Source organism: Aureimonas sp. OT7 (genome assembly GCF_014844055.1).
Lineage (GTDB): Bacteria > Pseudomonadota > Alphaproteobacteria > Rhizobiales > Rhizobiaceae > Aureimonas > Aureimonas altamirensis_A.
On the sequence record NZ_CP062167.1, the window covers coordinates 1257726 to 1270887 of the forward strand.

Consider the following 13162-nt stretch of genomic DNA (forward strand, 5'->3'; position numbering starts at 1 on the left):
GGATGACCAGCGACACGCGAACACCGAACAGGGGCTACGGGCGCTTCACGCCGTTCTGGTTTCTGGCGCCGTCGATCTTCGTGCTGCTGGCGGTCGGCATCTATCCGCTGCTCTTCGCGCTCGTCACATCGTTCCGACGATACAATATCACCCGCCCACGCGACGGGTTTCCCTTTATCGGGTTCGACAATTACATCGCCGTCTTCAACGACTCCAGTTTCTGGAACGCGCTCCTGCTGACGCTGCGCTTCTATGTGACGGCGCTGCCGGTGCAGATCGCGCTCGGCCTGTTCGTGGCGCTGCTGCTGCACCGGCCGGGGCTCGGCTTCCTGCGCGCCTTCGCCCGTGTGTCGCTGGTCGTGCCGCTGGCGACCACCTATGCGGTCGTCGGCCTCGTCGGGCGCCTCATCTTCAACGGCAATTTCGGCGTCGCCAACCAGATCATCGGGTGGGCCGGTGTGCCGGGCTTCGACTGGCTGGGCTCTCCGGCAGGTGCCTTCGCCGCCATCGTCATGATGGACATCTGGCAGTGGACGCCCTTCTGCGCGCTCATCTTCCTGGCCGGGCTGTCGATGGTGCCGGTGGAGATCGAAGAGGCGGCACGCCTGGAGACACGGTCGAAGCTTGCTTTGCTGCGCCATGTACAACTGCCCTATCTTCTGCCCGGGCTCACGGCCATCCTGATCCTGCGCTCGGCCGACGTGCTGAAGCTGTTCGACATGGTCTTCGTGATGACGCGCGGCGGTCCCGGCTCGGCCACCGACCTCGTCTCCGTCTATATCCAGAGGGTGGGCTTCCGCGTCTTCGACATGGGGATGGCGTCGGCCCAGGCGATCATCCTGCTCATCTTCACCATCATCATCAGCCGCCTTTACATCCGCCTCTTCTACCGGGAGATCGAATGATGACCTCGCCGCTTTCGCGCGCCCTGCACGCGCTCGGCCTTCTGGCCGTCATCATCTTCACGCTGTTTCCCTTCTACTGGATGGTCTCCTCCAGCCTGAAGCAGCAATCGGACCTCCTGGCCTCGCCGCCATTGTGGATATTCAACCCGACGCTCGACCATTATCGCGCCGTCCTGGCCGACCCGCGTGTCCTGTCGTCCATCGGCGACTCGCTCATCGTCGCCAGCGTCACGACCGCCATCGCGGTGCTTCTGGGCACGCCGGCGGCCTATGCCCTGGCGCGGTTCGACTTTCGCGGCAAATCCGATCTCTGGTTCTGGTTCATCTCCAACCGCATGGTGTCTCCCATCGTGCTGGCGCTGCCGGTCTACCTTCTGGCAAACCAGCTTCGGCTGCTCGACAGCTATGCCGTGCTGGTGCTGATCTACCTGACCTTCAACCTGCCGATCGTCGTCTGGATCTGCACGGACCAGTTCCGCTCCATTCCCGGCGAGCTGGAGCAGGCCGCGCGGCTGGATGGCGCCAGCCAGTTCACCATCTTCCGCCGCATCTACGTGCCGCTCGGCGTGCCGGGCATCGCCGTCTCGGCGATCTTCAGCTTCATCTTCTCGTGGAACGAGCTGATGTACGCGCTGGTGCTGACGCGGCGCAACGTGCAGACCGCGCCCGTCATCGCAACCAGCTTCATGTCGGGCTACGAGCTGCCCTGGGGCAAGATCATGGCCACGGGCACGCTGATCGTCCTGCCGGTCACCGTCTTCGCCATCCTCGTCTCGCGCCACATGATCCGCGGCCTGACCATGGGCGCCACCAAATGAGCGTCGTAGAAAGCGGCTTTGCTCCCGACGGGTCGTTGCCGGAGGGCGGCGAACTGACGGCGCGCGCCATCTGGTACTATTATGTCGGCGGCATGACCCAGCAGCAGGTGGCCGAAAAACTCGGCCTGACCCGGCTTCGCGTCAACCGGATCATCGGGCAGGCGCGAGCCGACGGGCTCGTCCGTTTCGACATCCGCATGCCCATTGCCGGCTGCATCGCGCTGGCGGAGGCGCTGGCGGAACGGTTCGGCCTTGCCGAAGCCGTCGTCGTGCCGGCGCTGGGCTCGGTCGAGGAAACCCAGCGCGCGGTAGGCGAGGCGGCCGGAACGCTGCTGGATGCGATGCTGGAGCCGGGAATCGACCTCGGACTCGGCTGGGGCCGCACGCTGTGGGCGGGCGTGCGCAACCTGACCGCCCGCAGGCTGGCCGACGCCGACGTGGTGACGCTGATGGGCAGCCTGACGCGGGGCTCGGGCATCAACACGATCGGCGTGGCCACCGCCGTCGCCACTCGCATCGCCGCCGAATGCCATTATCTGGCGGCCCCCATCTACTGCCCGACGACCGACATCCGCGCCGCGCTGCTGTCGCATCCGGGGCTGGAAGAGGTGCTGGCACGCGCGGCGGCGGTGGACATCGCCATGGTTTCGGTGGGCGATCTTTCGTCCCGCTCCATCCTCGCCTCCACCAGCATCGTGGCGCACGAACTGGAGAGCCTGCGGCAGGCGGGCGCGGTAGGCGACGTGCTCGGCACCTTCCTCGATGTCGACGGCCGTCCGGTGGATCATTCGCTGCGCCAGCGCGTCGTCGGGCTGTCGCCCGACACCTTCGCCGCCATCCCCGTGCGCATCCTGGCGTCGGGGGGGCTGCACAAGGTTCCCATCGTCCGGGCCACCCTTCTGGGGCCCACCGTCACCCATCTCGTTACCGACGAAGCCGTCGCCCGACGCCTTTTGGCCGGAGACGACATCGAACATGCAGAGGCTTGAACCCATGTCCTTCCTTGCCCTCGACACCGTCACGAAAACCTATGGCGACCACGAGGTCATCAAGGGCGTCAGCTTCTCGGCGCAGAAAGGCGAGTTCGTCGTCTTCGTCGGTCCGTCCGGCTGCGGCAAGTCCACCTTGCTGCGGATGATCGCCGGGCTGGAGGAGATCACCGGCGGCGACGTTTCCATCGACGGGCGCGTGGTCACCGATGTCGAGCCCGCCTTGCGCCAGGTCGCGATGGTGTTCCAGAGCTATGCGCTCTATCCGCACATGACCGTCTTCGACAACATGGCCTTCGGCCTGACCATGGTGAAGACGCCGAAGGACGAAATCCGGCGCAAGGTGGACGAGGCGGCACGCATCCTGCAGATCGAACCGCTGCTGCAGCGCAAGCCGCGCCAGCTTTCCGGGGGACAGCGGCAGCGCGTGGCCATCGGCCGCGCCATCGTACGCGATCCCAAGCTGTTCCTGTTCGACGAGCCGCTGTCCAACCTCGACGCCGAGCTGCGCACCCAGATGCGGGTGGAGATCGCCCGCCTGCATCGGGCGCTCGGCGTCACCATGGTCTATGTCACGCACGACCAGATCGAGGCGATGACGCTGGCCGACCGCATCGTGGTGCTGCGGGCCGGCAAGGTCGAGCAGGTCGGCACGCCCACCGAACTCTACGACCGGCCGGCCAACCTGTTCGTTGCCGGCTTCATCGGCTCGCCGCGCATGAACTTCCTGACGGTGGACGTGGTGGAGGCGGGGCAGAGTGCGATAACGCTGGCGCATCCGGCGTTTTCCGGAGGCCGGATGCGGCTGGCGCGGTCCGCCGGCGGCCTTGCGACGGGCGGGCGCGCTATCGTGGGTCTTCGGCCCGAGCATCTTCACATGGGCGGTGCACCGGCGCTGTCGCTCATCGTCGATTTTTCGGAGAATCTCGGCGGGGCGACGCAGATCTATGCGCGGCCGCCGGGCGGCGACATGATCACCGCCGTCGCACCCGGCCGGCCGGGGCTGGAGCCGGGCGCAACGGTCGATCTTTCCGTCGACCCCGCCCATGTCTACCTGTTTACGGAGGACGGCCTCGCGCTCTAGCGCGCGGCCGATTGCGGCAGGACGTTCTGGTAGCCGTAGGCATTCTGCCGCGTCGCCACCGGGAACGGGTCCGGCGGGTTGTCGTAGACCGGCGCGAGGTGCAGCAGCGGCAGGATCCGCTCGAAGATGCGGCCGCCGGCCGGCACGGCATTCCAGCCCGAGGTGCGGAAGCCGTAGGTCTCCTTCGATCCCTTCGGCTCGTCCAGGATCACGAGCATCAGGTATTTCGGATTGTTGGCCGGCAGTACACCCATGAAGGAGGTCATCACGCGCGACTTGTCATAGCGTCCGTTGACGACCTTTTCGGCCGTGCCCGTCTTGCCGCCGATGAAATAGCCGGGCACGTTCGCGCGCTTGGCGGAGCCCATCACGGCGTTCAGCCGCATCAGGTAGCGCAAGGTCTCGCTCGTTTCCGGGGCCACGACATTGTCGGCGATCATGCGGTCGGCGACGGGCGTATCCTTGATGAATGTGGGGCGGATCAGGTGACCGCCATTGACGAGCCCGGCCACGCCCGTCGCCGCCTGCAGGGGCGTAACGGCAAGGCCATGGCCGAAGGCGATGGTGGCGGTGTTCACTTCGGTCCACCGCTTCGGCACGATGGGGGCCGCGCTTTCCGGCAGCTCCGTGGTCAGCCGGGTCGTCTCGCCCATCTTGGCCAGGAAGGCCTTGTGCTTCTCCACGCCGACCGCCAGCGCCATCTTGCCGAAGGCGATGTTGGACGACACCAGGAACGCTTCCGGAAGGTTCAGCGGCCGGTACTCGCCGCGATAGTCGCGGATGGCGAAGCGCCCGAAGCTCAGCGGCTTGGATGCGTCGATGACCGAGCGGAGGTTGAACTGCCCGCTATCGATCGCCATCGCGGTGGTGAGGGCCTTGAAGGTGGAGCCCATCTCGTAGACGCCGACATTGATGCGGTTGATATTTTCCTTCTTCAAGGCCTGTGTCGGATCGTTGGGATCGAAGTCGGGCAGGGACACCAGCGACAGGACCTCGCCATTGGTGACGTCCATCAGCAGCCCGGCCCCGCCGACGGCCTCGTATTTCTCGATCTCCTTCGCCAACTGGTCGGTAAAGGCGTGCTGGACATACAGATCGATGGATAGCTGGACCGGGTCGAGGTCGGCGCGCTCATAGCGCATGCCGGTGGTGCGCAACACGCCGAGGCCGGACGTGTCGATCCATTTCTCGATGCCGGCGATGCCGACATTGTCCACGTTGACCGCCCCGAGCACCTGCGCCGCCGCCGGCCCGTTCGGATAGAGGCGCTTGACCTCCTCGCGGAAGCCGATGCCCGGAATGCCGAGGTTCAGGATTTCCTGTTGCTTGGCGGGGCTGATCGACCGCTTGATCCAGGTGAAGCCGGATTTGCCGCTGAGCCGCTGATAAAGCGACCTGGCATTCAGGTCCGGCATCGCCGTCAGAAGCTTTTCCACCGCCTCGTCGGCGTCCACGATGCGGCGCGGCTCGGCGTAGACGGAGAAGGTGGCAAGGTCGCGCGCCAGGATGTTGCCGTTGCGGTCGAGGATGTCCGGCCGTGCCGTGGAGGGGGCGGCGATGCCGTAATTGGGCACCGCTGGCTCGCTGTAGGCGAAATCCACGAGCCGCGCGACGATGGCGACATGCGCGGCGAGGAAGATGCCGAGCACGAGGTTGACGCGGACACGGCTCTTGCCGGATTCCATCCTGTTCTGGGGCATTGGCGGCTCACGCTCTGTCGAAGGCCCGAAGGCCCGTCCATCCATCCATGATGGCAGTCGCCGCGTTGAGAACTGGTTAACCTTGATTGATGCCCGGCATGAAAGTTTCGTGCACAGAGCTACGGGGTGTTGCGGCGCGCCAGCTTTTCTTCCCAGCGCAGCGCGCTGCGCACGATGCCGGGCAGGTCGTCGTGACGGGGTGTCCAGTCGAACAGCGCGCGGGCCCGGCTGCCGTCCGCCACGATGGCGGAGGCATCGCCCGGCCGCCGCCCGGCCGTCTCCACCGGAAAATCGTGCCCCACCACCTCCCGAACGGTGTCGAGCACCTCCAGCACCGAATAGCCGCGTCCGTAGCCGCAATTGGCCACGGTGCTGGCGCCGCCACTGCGCAGATAGTCCAGCGCGCCGGCATGCGCCCCGACGAGGTCGGTGACATGGATATAGTCGCGGACGCAGGTGCCGTCCCGCGTGGGGTAGTCCGTGCCATAGACCTTCATGCCGTCGCGCTTGCCGAGCGCCGTCTCGCAGGCAACCTTGATGAGGTGCGTGGCGCCGCGCGTCGACTGGCCGGTACGGCCATCCGGATCGGCCCCCGCCACGTTGAAATAGCGCAGGATGGCATAGCGCATCGCGTGGGCTGCGCCGACGTCCTCCAACATGCGCTCGGTCATCAGCTTGGAGGCGCCATAAGGCGATTCGGGTGTCGTCGGCGCGGCCTCCGTCACCGGTACGGCCTCGGGCGATCCGTAGACGGCGGCCGTGGACGAGAAGATGAAATTGTCGACGCCGCCGGCCACCGCCGCGGCGATGAGGCTGCGGCTGCGCACGGTGTTGTTGAGGTAATATTCCAGCGGGTCGGCGACCGAGTCCGGCACCACGACGGAGCCGGCGAAATGGATGATCGAATCGACATTGCGTTCGGCGATGAGGCGCTCGACCATGGGCTGGTCGCCGATATCGCCCACGACCAGTTCCGCGCCGGGCGCGACGGCCCAGTCGAAGCCGGTGGACAGCCGGTCCAGCACGACCACCGTCTCTCCCCGGTCGAGGAGTTCATAGACCATGTGGCTGCCGATATAGCCTGCGCCGCCGGTTACCAGAATCGTCATGTAGCCTGCCTTCTTTCGGTTTCGCCGTCAGCCGCGCGTCTGCCGCAACGCCTCTCCCAGCACCATGGCCGCGCTGACGGCAAGGTTCAAGGAGCGCGCGCCCGCAACCATCGGAATGGTCAGGCGGACATCGGCCGCGTCGTGCACATGGGCGGGAACCCCGGCGCTTTCACGGCCGAACAGCAGAATATCCCGCGCGTCGTAGGAAAAGTCGGTGTAAGCGCGCTCTGCCCTGGTGGTCAGAAGGACGATGCGCCGCCCCGCCTCGCGCCGGGCCCTGTCGAAGGCCGGGTACTCGACATGGCGGCGCAGCGTCGCCAATTCCAGGTAATCCATGCCGGCGCGCCGCAGATTGCGGTCGGACAGGTCGAAACCCGCGGGCTCGATGATTTCGACGGGCACGCCCATGCAGGCGCCCAGCCGCAGGATGGTGCCGGCATTGCCTGCGATGTCCGGCTGGTAGAGAGCGATGGAAACTGTCATGTCGGATTGATAGACGATGGCGCGCCATGACAGAAGACGAGGGATTCCAGGCCATGTACCGGAAGTTCGAACGGCTGGTGAATCCCTTCCCGGATAGCGGCGGCCGCCGGCCGCCGGCATCCCTCATGGCCTTCGTCTGGTATTATGTGCGGCCTCTCTGGCCGCTTTTCCTTGCCGTCGCGGCGCTGACCGCCGCGGTGGCGGTGCTGGAAGTGATGTTGTTCTCGTTCGTTGGCTCGATCGTCGACTGGCTCACCTCCACCCCGCGTGAGACCTTCCTGGCGGAACAGGGCTGGACGCTGGCCGGCATGGCCGCCGTCATCCTGGTGCTGCTGCCGGCACTGGTGCTGCTGGAGTGCCTGTTCACCTTCCAGGGCATCTTCGCCAATTTCCCGATGCGCTTCCGCTGGACGGTGCACAACTGGCTGCTCGACCAGTCCCTCGGCTTCTTCCACGACGAATTCGCGGGCCGCGTCGCCACCAAGCTCATGCAGACGGCGCTGGCGGTGCGCGAAACCGTGATGAAGAGCATCGAGGTGCTGCTGTATGTCACGGTGTACTTCACCGGCGTCGTGGTGCTGATCGCCGCCGCGGACTGGCGCCTGACCCTTCCCTTCATCGGCTGGCTGGTCCTGTATGTCGCGATGCTGCGCTATTTCATCCCGCGGCTGATGGTCGTTGCCGAAAACCAGGCCGACGCTCGCGCGCTGATGACCGGGCGTATCGTCGACGCCTATTCCAACATCGGTACCGTCAAGCTGTTCGCCCATACGCGGCGCGAGGCCGACCATGCACGCGACTCGATGCGCGGCTTTCTCGGCACCGTCTACGGGCAGGCACGGCTGATCACGGCCTTCTATGTCTGCCTCTACCTTCTCAACTCGCTGCTGCTCTTCTCGGTCGCCGCGGTGGGAATCGGCCTGTGGCTCGGCGAGCTTCTGACGGTCGGCGCCATCGCCGTCGCCACCGGGCTGGTGCTGCGGCTCAACGGCATGTCCCAATGGATCATGTGGGAGGTGTCCAGCCTGTTCGAGAACATCGGGACCATTCGCGACGGCATATCCACATTCACCCTGCCGGTCGCGCTGGAAGACAGGCGCGATGCAACCGAACTGCGCGTGACGGCGGGGGAGGTCGTGTTCGACAAGGTCTCCTTCTCCTATGCGGCGGCCCTGCCGCACCGGCCGGCCGGCCCGGTGGTGGAGGACTTCTCGCTCACCATCCGTCCCGGCGAGAAGATCGGGCTGGTCGGGCGCTCCGGCGCCGGCAAGTCCACGCTGCTCAACCTTCTCCTGCGCTTCTACGATGTATCCTCCGGCCGAATCAGCATCGACGGGCAGGACATCGCCGGCGTCACCCAGGCATCGCTGCGGCGTCAGATCGGCATGGTCACGCAGGATACCTCGCTGCTCCATCGTACGATCCGCGACAATGTCCTGTACGGCCGCCCGGACGCCGACGAGGAAGATCTGCTGCGCGCCATCCGGCGCGCCGAGGCCGAGGGCTTCATTGCAAGCCTTTCGGACAGGGAGGGCCGCAACGGCCTCGATGCCGAGGTGGGAGAGCGGGGCGTCAAGCTGTCGGGCGGGCAGCGGCAGCGGATCGCGATCGCCCGCGTCATGCTGAAGGATGCGCCCATCCTGCTTCTCGACGAGGCGACCTCGGCGCTCGACTCGGAGGTCGAGGCCGCCATCGCCGAGAACCTGTACCGGCTGATGGAAGGCAAGACCGTCATTGCCATCGCCCATCGCCTGTCCACCATCGCCGCGCTTGACCGCCTGGTGGTGATGGACAAGGGACGGATCGTGGAGCAGGGCACCCACGCCCAGCTGCTGGCCGCGGACGGCATCTACGCGCAGTTGTGGCACCGCCAGGTGGGCGGATTCCTGGAATGTACCGACGCGCCGCAGCCCGAGGATAATGCCGCCTATATGCAGCCATAGTCTGGACAAGTTCCAAGTGGCCGCTTAAGAAAACCCGCCGGTCCACGGACCTTCGGCCAGGCGGATTCACGCATCTGGGCGAATCGTTTTCCTGCCGGCCGACAGTGCCGGTTCGCGCCGGCAAGCCTGAGGGAGCATGATTGGCCGTGAGCGTTGACCACACATCGGAACCCACCCGCCGGGATTTCCTCTACATCGCGACGGGTGCCGCAGGCGCCGTAGGCGCGGCAGCGCTGGCCTGGCCATTCATCGACCAGATGAACCCCGATGCCGCCACGCTGGCGCTGGCCCAGATCGACGTCGATGTCAGCCAGATCGCCGAAGGCCAGTCGATCACCGCGAAATGGCGGGGTCGCCCCGTCTTCGTGCGCCAGCGCACGCCGGCCGAGATCGAGGAAGCCAAGCAGGTTCCGCTCGCAGATCTGAAGGATCCTCTGGCACGCAACGCGAATCTTTCTGCCGATGCGCCCGCCACCGACGCCAACCGCGCCGTTCCGGAGCGGGAGCAGTGGCTGGTCATGATCGGCGTGTGCACGCATCTCGGCTGCATCCCGCTTGGCCAGGCAGGCGATTACGATGGCTGGTACTGCCCGTGCCACGGCTCGCACTACGACACGGCCGGGCGTATCCGCCAGGGCCCGGCACCGGAGAACATGCATATTCCGGTCTATGAATTCACCAATGACACGACTATCCGTATCGGTTGACGAGGGGGAAACGCTGCAATCATGAGTGGTCACTCGTCCTATGTCCCATCCACCGGTCTTACCCGGTGGATCGACTCCCGTCTTCCGCTTCCGCGCCTCGTCTATGATTCGTTCATCGCCTATCCGACGCCGCGCAACCTGAACTACGCCTACACGTTCGGCGGTATTCTTTCCCTGTTCCTGGCGGCGCAGATCGTCACCGGCATCGTGCTGGCGATGCACTACGCCGCTTCGGTGGACGTCGCCTTCAATTCGGTCGAGCACATCATGCGCGACGTGAACTGGGGCTGGCTGCTACGCTACATGCACGCCAACGGCGCTTCCTTCTTCTTCATCGCCGTCTACCTGCATATCTTCCGCGGCCTCTATTACGGGTCGTACAAGGCGCCGCGCGAGATCCTCTGGATTCTCGGCGTCATCATCTTCCTTCTCATGATGGCTACCGCCTTCATGGGTTACGTGCTTCCGTGGGGGCAGATGTCCTTCTGGGGCGCCACCGTCATCACCGGCTTCTTCACCGCCTTCCCGGTCATCGGAGAGCCGATCCAGACGCTGCTGCTCGGCGGTTTCGCCGTGGACAACCCGACGCTCAACCGCTTCTTCGCGCTGCATTACCTGCTGCCCTTCATGATCGCGGGCGTCGTCGTGCTGCACGTCTGGGCGCTGCACGTCGCAGGCCAGACCAACCCCACCGGCGTCGAGGTCAAGACCCCGAAGGACACGGTTCCCTTCACCCCCTACGCGACCATCAAGGACGCGTTCGGCATGGTCTTCTTCCTGATCTTCTTCGCTTATTTCGTCTTCTATCTGCCCAACTATCTGGGCCATCCGGACAATTACATCCCGGCCAACTCGCTGCAGACGCCGGCACACATCGTGCCCGAATGGTACTTCCTGCCCTTCTACGCGATGCTGCGGGCCATCACCTTCAACATCGGCCCGATCGATTCCAAGCTGGGCGGCGTGCTGGTGATGTTCGGCTCGATCATCGTGCTGTTTTTCCTGCCCTGGCTCGACACGTCCAAGGTGAAGTCGACGGCCTATCGCCCGGTCTACAAGGTCTTCTTCTGGATCTTCGCGGTCAACGCCGTCTTCCTCGGGTGGCTCGGTTCGCGTCCGGCCGAGGGCATCTATCCGCTGCTGTCGCTGATCGGCACGATCTACTACTTCGGCCACTTCCTGATCGTCCTGCCCGTTCTGGGCCTGGTCGAGACTCCGAAGAAGCTGCCGGCGTCGATTACGGAGGCCGTGCTGGCCAAGCACGCCGCCCGTCATGGTGGTGCCGAAGCGGTGGCCAAAGGCTGATGAAGCGCACGAAGGAACTTGCAATGAAAAGGCTTCTATCAGCACTCCTTGCGGCGGCATTTCTTGCTGCGCCCCTGCCTGCCTTCGCCCAGACCGCGGAGCCTGCCCCGGCGGCAGAGGCTCCCGCCCCGGGCGAGGCGCCCGCCGCTTCCACCGGCGTCAACACGGTCTCCGGCGAGCAGGAGGGCGAAGCCCATGCCGCCGAGGCGGAAGAGCACGCGTCTCCGCACTATCCGCTCAAGAAACCCGAGCACATGGAGTGGAGCTTTGCCGGCCCGTTCGGCAAGTGGGATCTGGGCCAGTTGCAACGCGGCATGCAGGTGTATCGCGAGGTCTGCTCCTCGTGCCACTCGCTGAACCTCGTCGCCTTCCGCAACCTGGAAGCCCTCGGCTACAGCGATGCGCAGGTTCGCGCCCTCGCTGCCGAATATCAGATCCAGGACGGCCCGGACGCCAATGGCGAAATGTTCGAGCGGCCCGGGATTCCGAGCGATCATTTCCCGGCACCGTTCCCCAACCCGGAAGCGGCTGCCGCGTCCAACGGCGGAGCGCATCCGCCAGACTTCTCGCTCATCGCCAAGGCACGGGCTGTCGAGCGCGGCTTCCCCACCTTCGTGTTCGATATCTTCACCCAGTATGCCGAAGGCGGCCCGGATTACATCCACGCGCTGCTGACCGGCTACGGAGAAGAGCCGCCTGCTGGCCTCGAACTGCAGCCGGGCACGCATTACAACCCCTATTTCATCGCCTCTTCGGCGCTGGCCATGGCGCAACCGATCAGCGATGGGCAGGTCACCTACGGCGACGGATCCCCCGAGACCGTCGATCAGTATTCGCGCGATATCGCGGCCTTCCTGATGTGGGCGGCAGAGCCGCATTTGGTGGAGCGCAAGTCGCTGGGCTTCGTGGTGATGATCTTCCTCATCGGCTTCGCCGGCATGCTCTATGCCGTGAAGCGCCGGGTCTGGTCCAAGATCCCACACTGACAGCGTTTCACAGCTGGCAAACGTTCAGGGGCCTTTCGGGGCCCCTGTTTCGTTTCCGGCCGCGGGATGCAGGTCTTCTGCCGATATTGTCGGGCCATGCGGATGTGCCCGGCGCCATGCGCTTGGCGGCATGCCCATGACGCGCAGAAATTCGCGGTTGAAGTTGGATTTCGTCATGAAGCCGGAATCGAGCATGATCGCGGTGACGCTATCGCCCGTTCCGCGCAGCAACCGGCTCGCATGGCGCACCCGATGCTCATTCACATACTGCGATACGCTGATGCCGTGGCTGCGGTTTATGGCAATGGAGACTTGGCGAGACGGTAGCCCGAGCCTTCGGGAAATCCTGGCAAGGTTAAGGTCCAGATCCATGTAAAGCTCGGTATCGCGCATGAGCGCTTCGACACGCCCGGCAATGAGCGTTTCGCTGCCGTTGGGGACGGGCGGCGGGGTTGGCCTGCTTTCGGGCGAAGCGACCTCGTCAGGGGCGCTGTCGCGCGCCACCGTGGCCGCCACGCCAAGGGTTACGAGCGCCAGCACATTTCCGGCTGCAACGATGGCGGGTGCGTGAGCGCCTCCGGACCAGTCCAGGTCCAGACCGATAACGACATCCGAGGCGGCCGACCCAAGCAGCGCCAGCCCCGTCACGTACACGGCGCGGTAGGAGTGCAGCACCCCGTCGAGACGCGAGGTGACGAGCCTATCCGGCCCCGATCATGCATCCCATAGAAGCGCAACCCCATAAGCGACGAACAGGGCGACGATCACGAGACCGACCGGTGCCGGCCAGAAAACAACCAGCCCGGCCACGGCAACCGCCGGCGTCAGATGCAGGGCTATCGTCCGTGGCCGGGGGTGGAAGCGATCGCTGCACAGGGAGCGGAAGGAAAGCCAGGCCAAAGGCGCGATAGCTGATGCCATGATGGCCATGGCGGGCAGTACGGCGAGGATTCCGTAGCCCCACCGAAGACCGATCAGAACGGACTGGATGGCGTAGGCAATGATCAGAACGGTGAAGAGCGAGCCGTGAAACGGCTCGCCGTCCGCATCGCGTCCGACATACTCCCTGGCGAGCAGGATCACGATCAGGAAGGCAACGAAGAAGGGCAGGGGAACGAGAAACATGGCCGGTC

Annotated in this window: 13 protein-coding genes; 8 read left to right on the forward strand and 5 right to left on the reverse strand. The window is 65.3% G+C overall.

Annotation, left to right across the window (positions count from 1 at the left end; translation table 11 throughout):
- Positions 1–2: 2 nt before the first annotated feature.
- The 4 genes from IGS74_RS06080 to ugpC are packed head-to-tail and all read left to right on the forward strand — an operon-like array spanning position 3 to position 3796.
- On the forward strand, positions 3–905 hold the full coding sequence (locus IGS74_RS06080; RefSeq protein ID WP_039188549.1) for a sugar ABC transporter permease: 903 nt from the start codon (positions 3–5) through the stop codon (positions 903–905).
- Positions 902–1723, forward strand: a complete 822-nt coding sequence (locus IGS74_RS06085; protein ID WP_192390166.1) for a carbohydrate ABC transporter permease — start codon at positions 902–904, stop codon at positions 1721–1723. Before IGS74_RS06080 ends, IGS74_RS06085 begins: the two co-directional genes overlap by 4 nt.
- Positions 1720–2712, forward strand: a complete 993-nt coding sequence (locus tag IGS74_RS06090; protein WP_192390167.1) for a sugar-binding transcriptional regulator — start codon at positions 1720–1722, stop codon at positions 2710–2712. Before IGS74_RS06085 ends, IGS74_RS06090 begins: the two co-directional genes overlap by 4 nt.
- A 4-nt stretch (positions 2713–2716) precedes the next feature.
- Positions 2717–3796, forward strand: coding sequence for a sn-glycerol-3-phosphate ABC transporter ATP-binding protein UgpC (gene ugpC / locus IGS74_RS06095; RefSeq protein ID WP_192391450.1), 1080 nt, complete (start codon positions 2717–2719; stop codon positions 3794–3796).
- Here ugpC and IGS74_RS06100 read toward each other — a convergent pair.
- The 3 genes from IGS74_RS06100 to IGS74_RS06110 form a co-directional block, all read right to left on the reverse strand.
- Positions 3793–5496 (reverse strand): penicillin-binding protein 2, encoded by a 1704-nt coding sequence (locus tag IGS74_RS06100; protein WP_082015962.1) that lies wholly within the window; start codon positions 5494–5496, stop codon positions 3793–3795. The two genes, ugpC and IGS74_RS06100, sit on opposite strands and share 4 nt — an antisense overlap.
- A 119-nt stretch (positions 5497–5615) precedes the next feature.
- Positions 5616–6605, reverse strand: a complete 990-nt coding sequence (galE, locus tag IGS74_RS06105) for a UDP-glucose 4-epimerase GalE (protein WP_192390169.1) — start codon at positions 6603–6605, stop codon at positions 5616–5618.
- 27 nt (positions 6606–6632) lie between these two features.
- On the reverse strand, positions 6633–7088 hold the full coding sequence (locus tag IGS74_RS06110; protein ID WP_192390171.1) for a tRNA (cytidine(34)-2'-O)-methyltransferase: 456 nt from the start codon (positions 7086–7088) through the stop codon (positions 6633–6635).
- A 53-nt stretch (positions 7089–7141) separates the two neighbouring features.
- Between IGS74_RS06110 and IGS74_RS06115 the strand changes: the two genes are divergently transcribed.
- The 4 genes from IGS74_RS06115 to IGS74_RS06130 all read left to right on the forward strand — a co-directional run bounded on the left by IGS74_RS06115 (position 7142) and on the right by IGS74_RS06130 (position 12029).
- A complete protein-coding gene (locus tag IGS74_RS06115) occupies positions 7142–9031 on the forward strand; it encodes an ABC transporter ATP-binding protein (RefSeq protein ID WP_192391454.1) in 1890 nt (629 codons plus the stop codon).
- Between the two features lie 146 nt (positions 9032–9177).
- Positions 9178–9738, forward strand: coding sequence for a ubiquinol-cytochrome c reductase iron-sulfur subunit (gene petA, locus IGS74_RS06120; protein WP_192390173.1), 561 nt, complete (start codon positions 9178–9180; stop codon positions 9736–9738).
- A 21-nt stretch (positions 9739–9759) separates the two neighbouring features.
- Complete coding sequence (locus IGS74_RS06125) at positions 9760–11043, forward strand: cytochrome b N-terminal domain-containing protein (protein WP_192390175.1); 1284 nt, start codon at positions 9760–9762, stop codon at positions 11041–11043.
- A gap of 23 nt (positions 11044–11066) precedes the next feature.
- The gene (locus IGS74_RS06130; RefSeq protein WP_039190617.1) at positions 11067–12029 is read left to right on the forward strand and encodes a cytochrome c1; all 963 of its coding nucleotides are present in this window, start codon (positions 11067–11069) and stop codon (positions 12027–12029) included.
- Positions 12030–12053: 24 nt separating this feature from the next.
- On the opposite strand, the gene IGS74_RS06135 is transcribed toward IGS74_RS06130, so the two are convergent.
- Both IGS74_RS06135 and IGS74_RS06140 read right to left on the reverse strand, forming a co-directional pair.
- Complete coding sequence (locus IGS74_RS06135) at positions 12054–12704, reverse strand: AraC family transcriptional regulator (protein ID WP_192390177.1); 651 nt, start codon at positions 12702–12704, stop codon at positions 12054–12056.
- 39 nt (positions 12705–12743) lie between these two features.
- Positions 12744–13154, reverse strand: a complete 411-nt coding sequence (locus IGS74_RS06140; protein WP_192390179.1) for a hypothetical protein — start codon at positions 13152–13154, stop codon at positions 12744–12746.
- Between the last annotated feature and the right edge of the window lie 8 nt (positions 13155–13162).

Coding starts and splice junctions, on each gene's coding strand:
- IGS74_RS06100 (WP_082015962.1), bottom strand. CDS start 5,496: ATGCCCCAGAACAGGATGGAATCCGGCAAGAGCCGTGTCCGCGTCAAC.
- ugpC (WP_192391450.1), top strand. CDS start 2,717: ATGTCCTTCCTTGCCCTCGACACCGTCACGAAAACCTATGGCGACCAC.
- IGS74_RS06085 (WP_192390166.1), top strand. CDS start 902: ATGATGACCTCGCCGCTTTCGCGCGCCCTGCACGCGCTCGGCCTTCTG.
- IGS74_RS06125 (WP_192390175.1), top strand. CDS start 9,760: ATGAGTGGTCACTCGTCCTATGTCCCATCCACCGGTCTTACCCGGTGG.
- IGS74_RS06115 (WP_192391454.1), top strand. CDS start 7,142: ATGTACCGGAAGTTCGAACGGCTGGTGAATCCCTTCCCGGATAGCGGC.
- IGS74_RS06110 (WP_192390171.1), bottom strand. CDS start 7,088: ATGACAGTTTCCATCGCTCTCTACCAGCCGGACATCGCAGGCAATGCC.
- IGS74_RS06130 (WP_039190617.1), top strand. CDS start 11,067: ATGAAAAGGCTTCTATCAGCACTCCTTGCGGCGGCATTTCTTGCTGCG.
- IGS74_RS06090 (WP_192390167.1), top strand. CDS start 1,720: ATGAGCGTCGTAGAAAGCGGCTTTGCTCCCGACGGGTCGTTGCCGGAG.
- IGS74_RS06080 (WP_039188549.1), top strand. CDS start 3: ATGACCAGCGACACGCGAACACCGAACAGGGGCTACGGGCGCTTCACG.
- IGS74_RS06140 (WP_192390179.1), bottom strand. CDS start 13,154: ATGTTTCTCGTTCCCCTGCCCTTCTTCGTTGCCTTCCTGATCGTGATC.
- galE (WP_192390169.1), bottom strand. CDS start 6,605: ATGACGATTCTGGTAACCGGCGGCGCAGGCTATATCGGCAGCCACATG.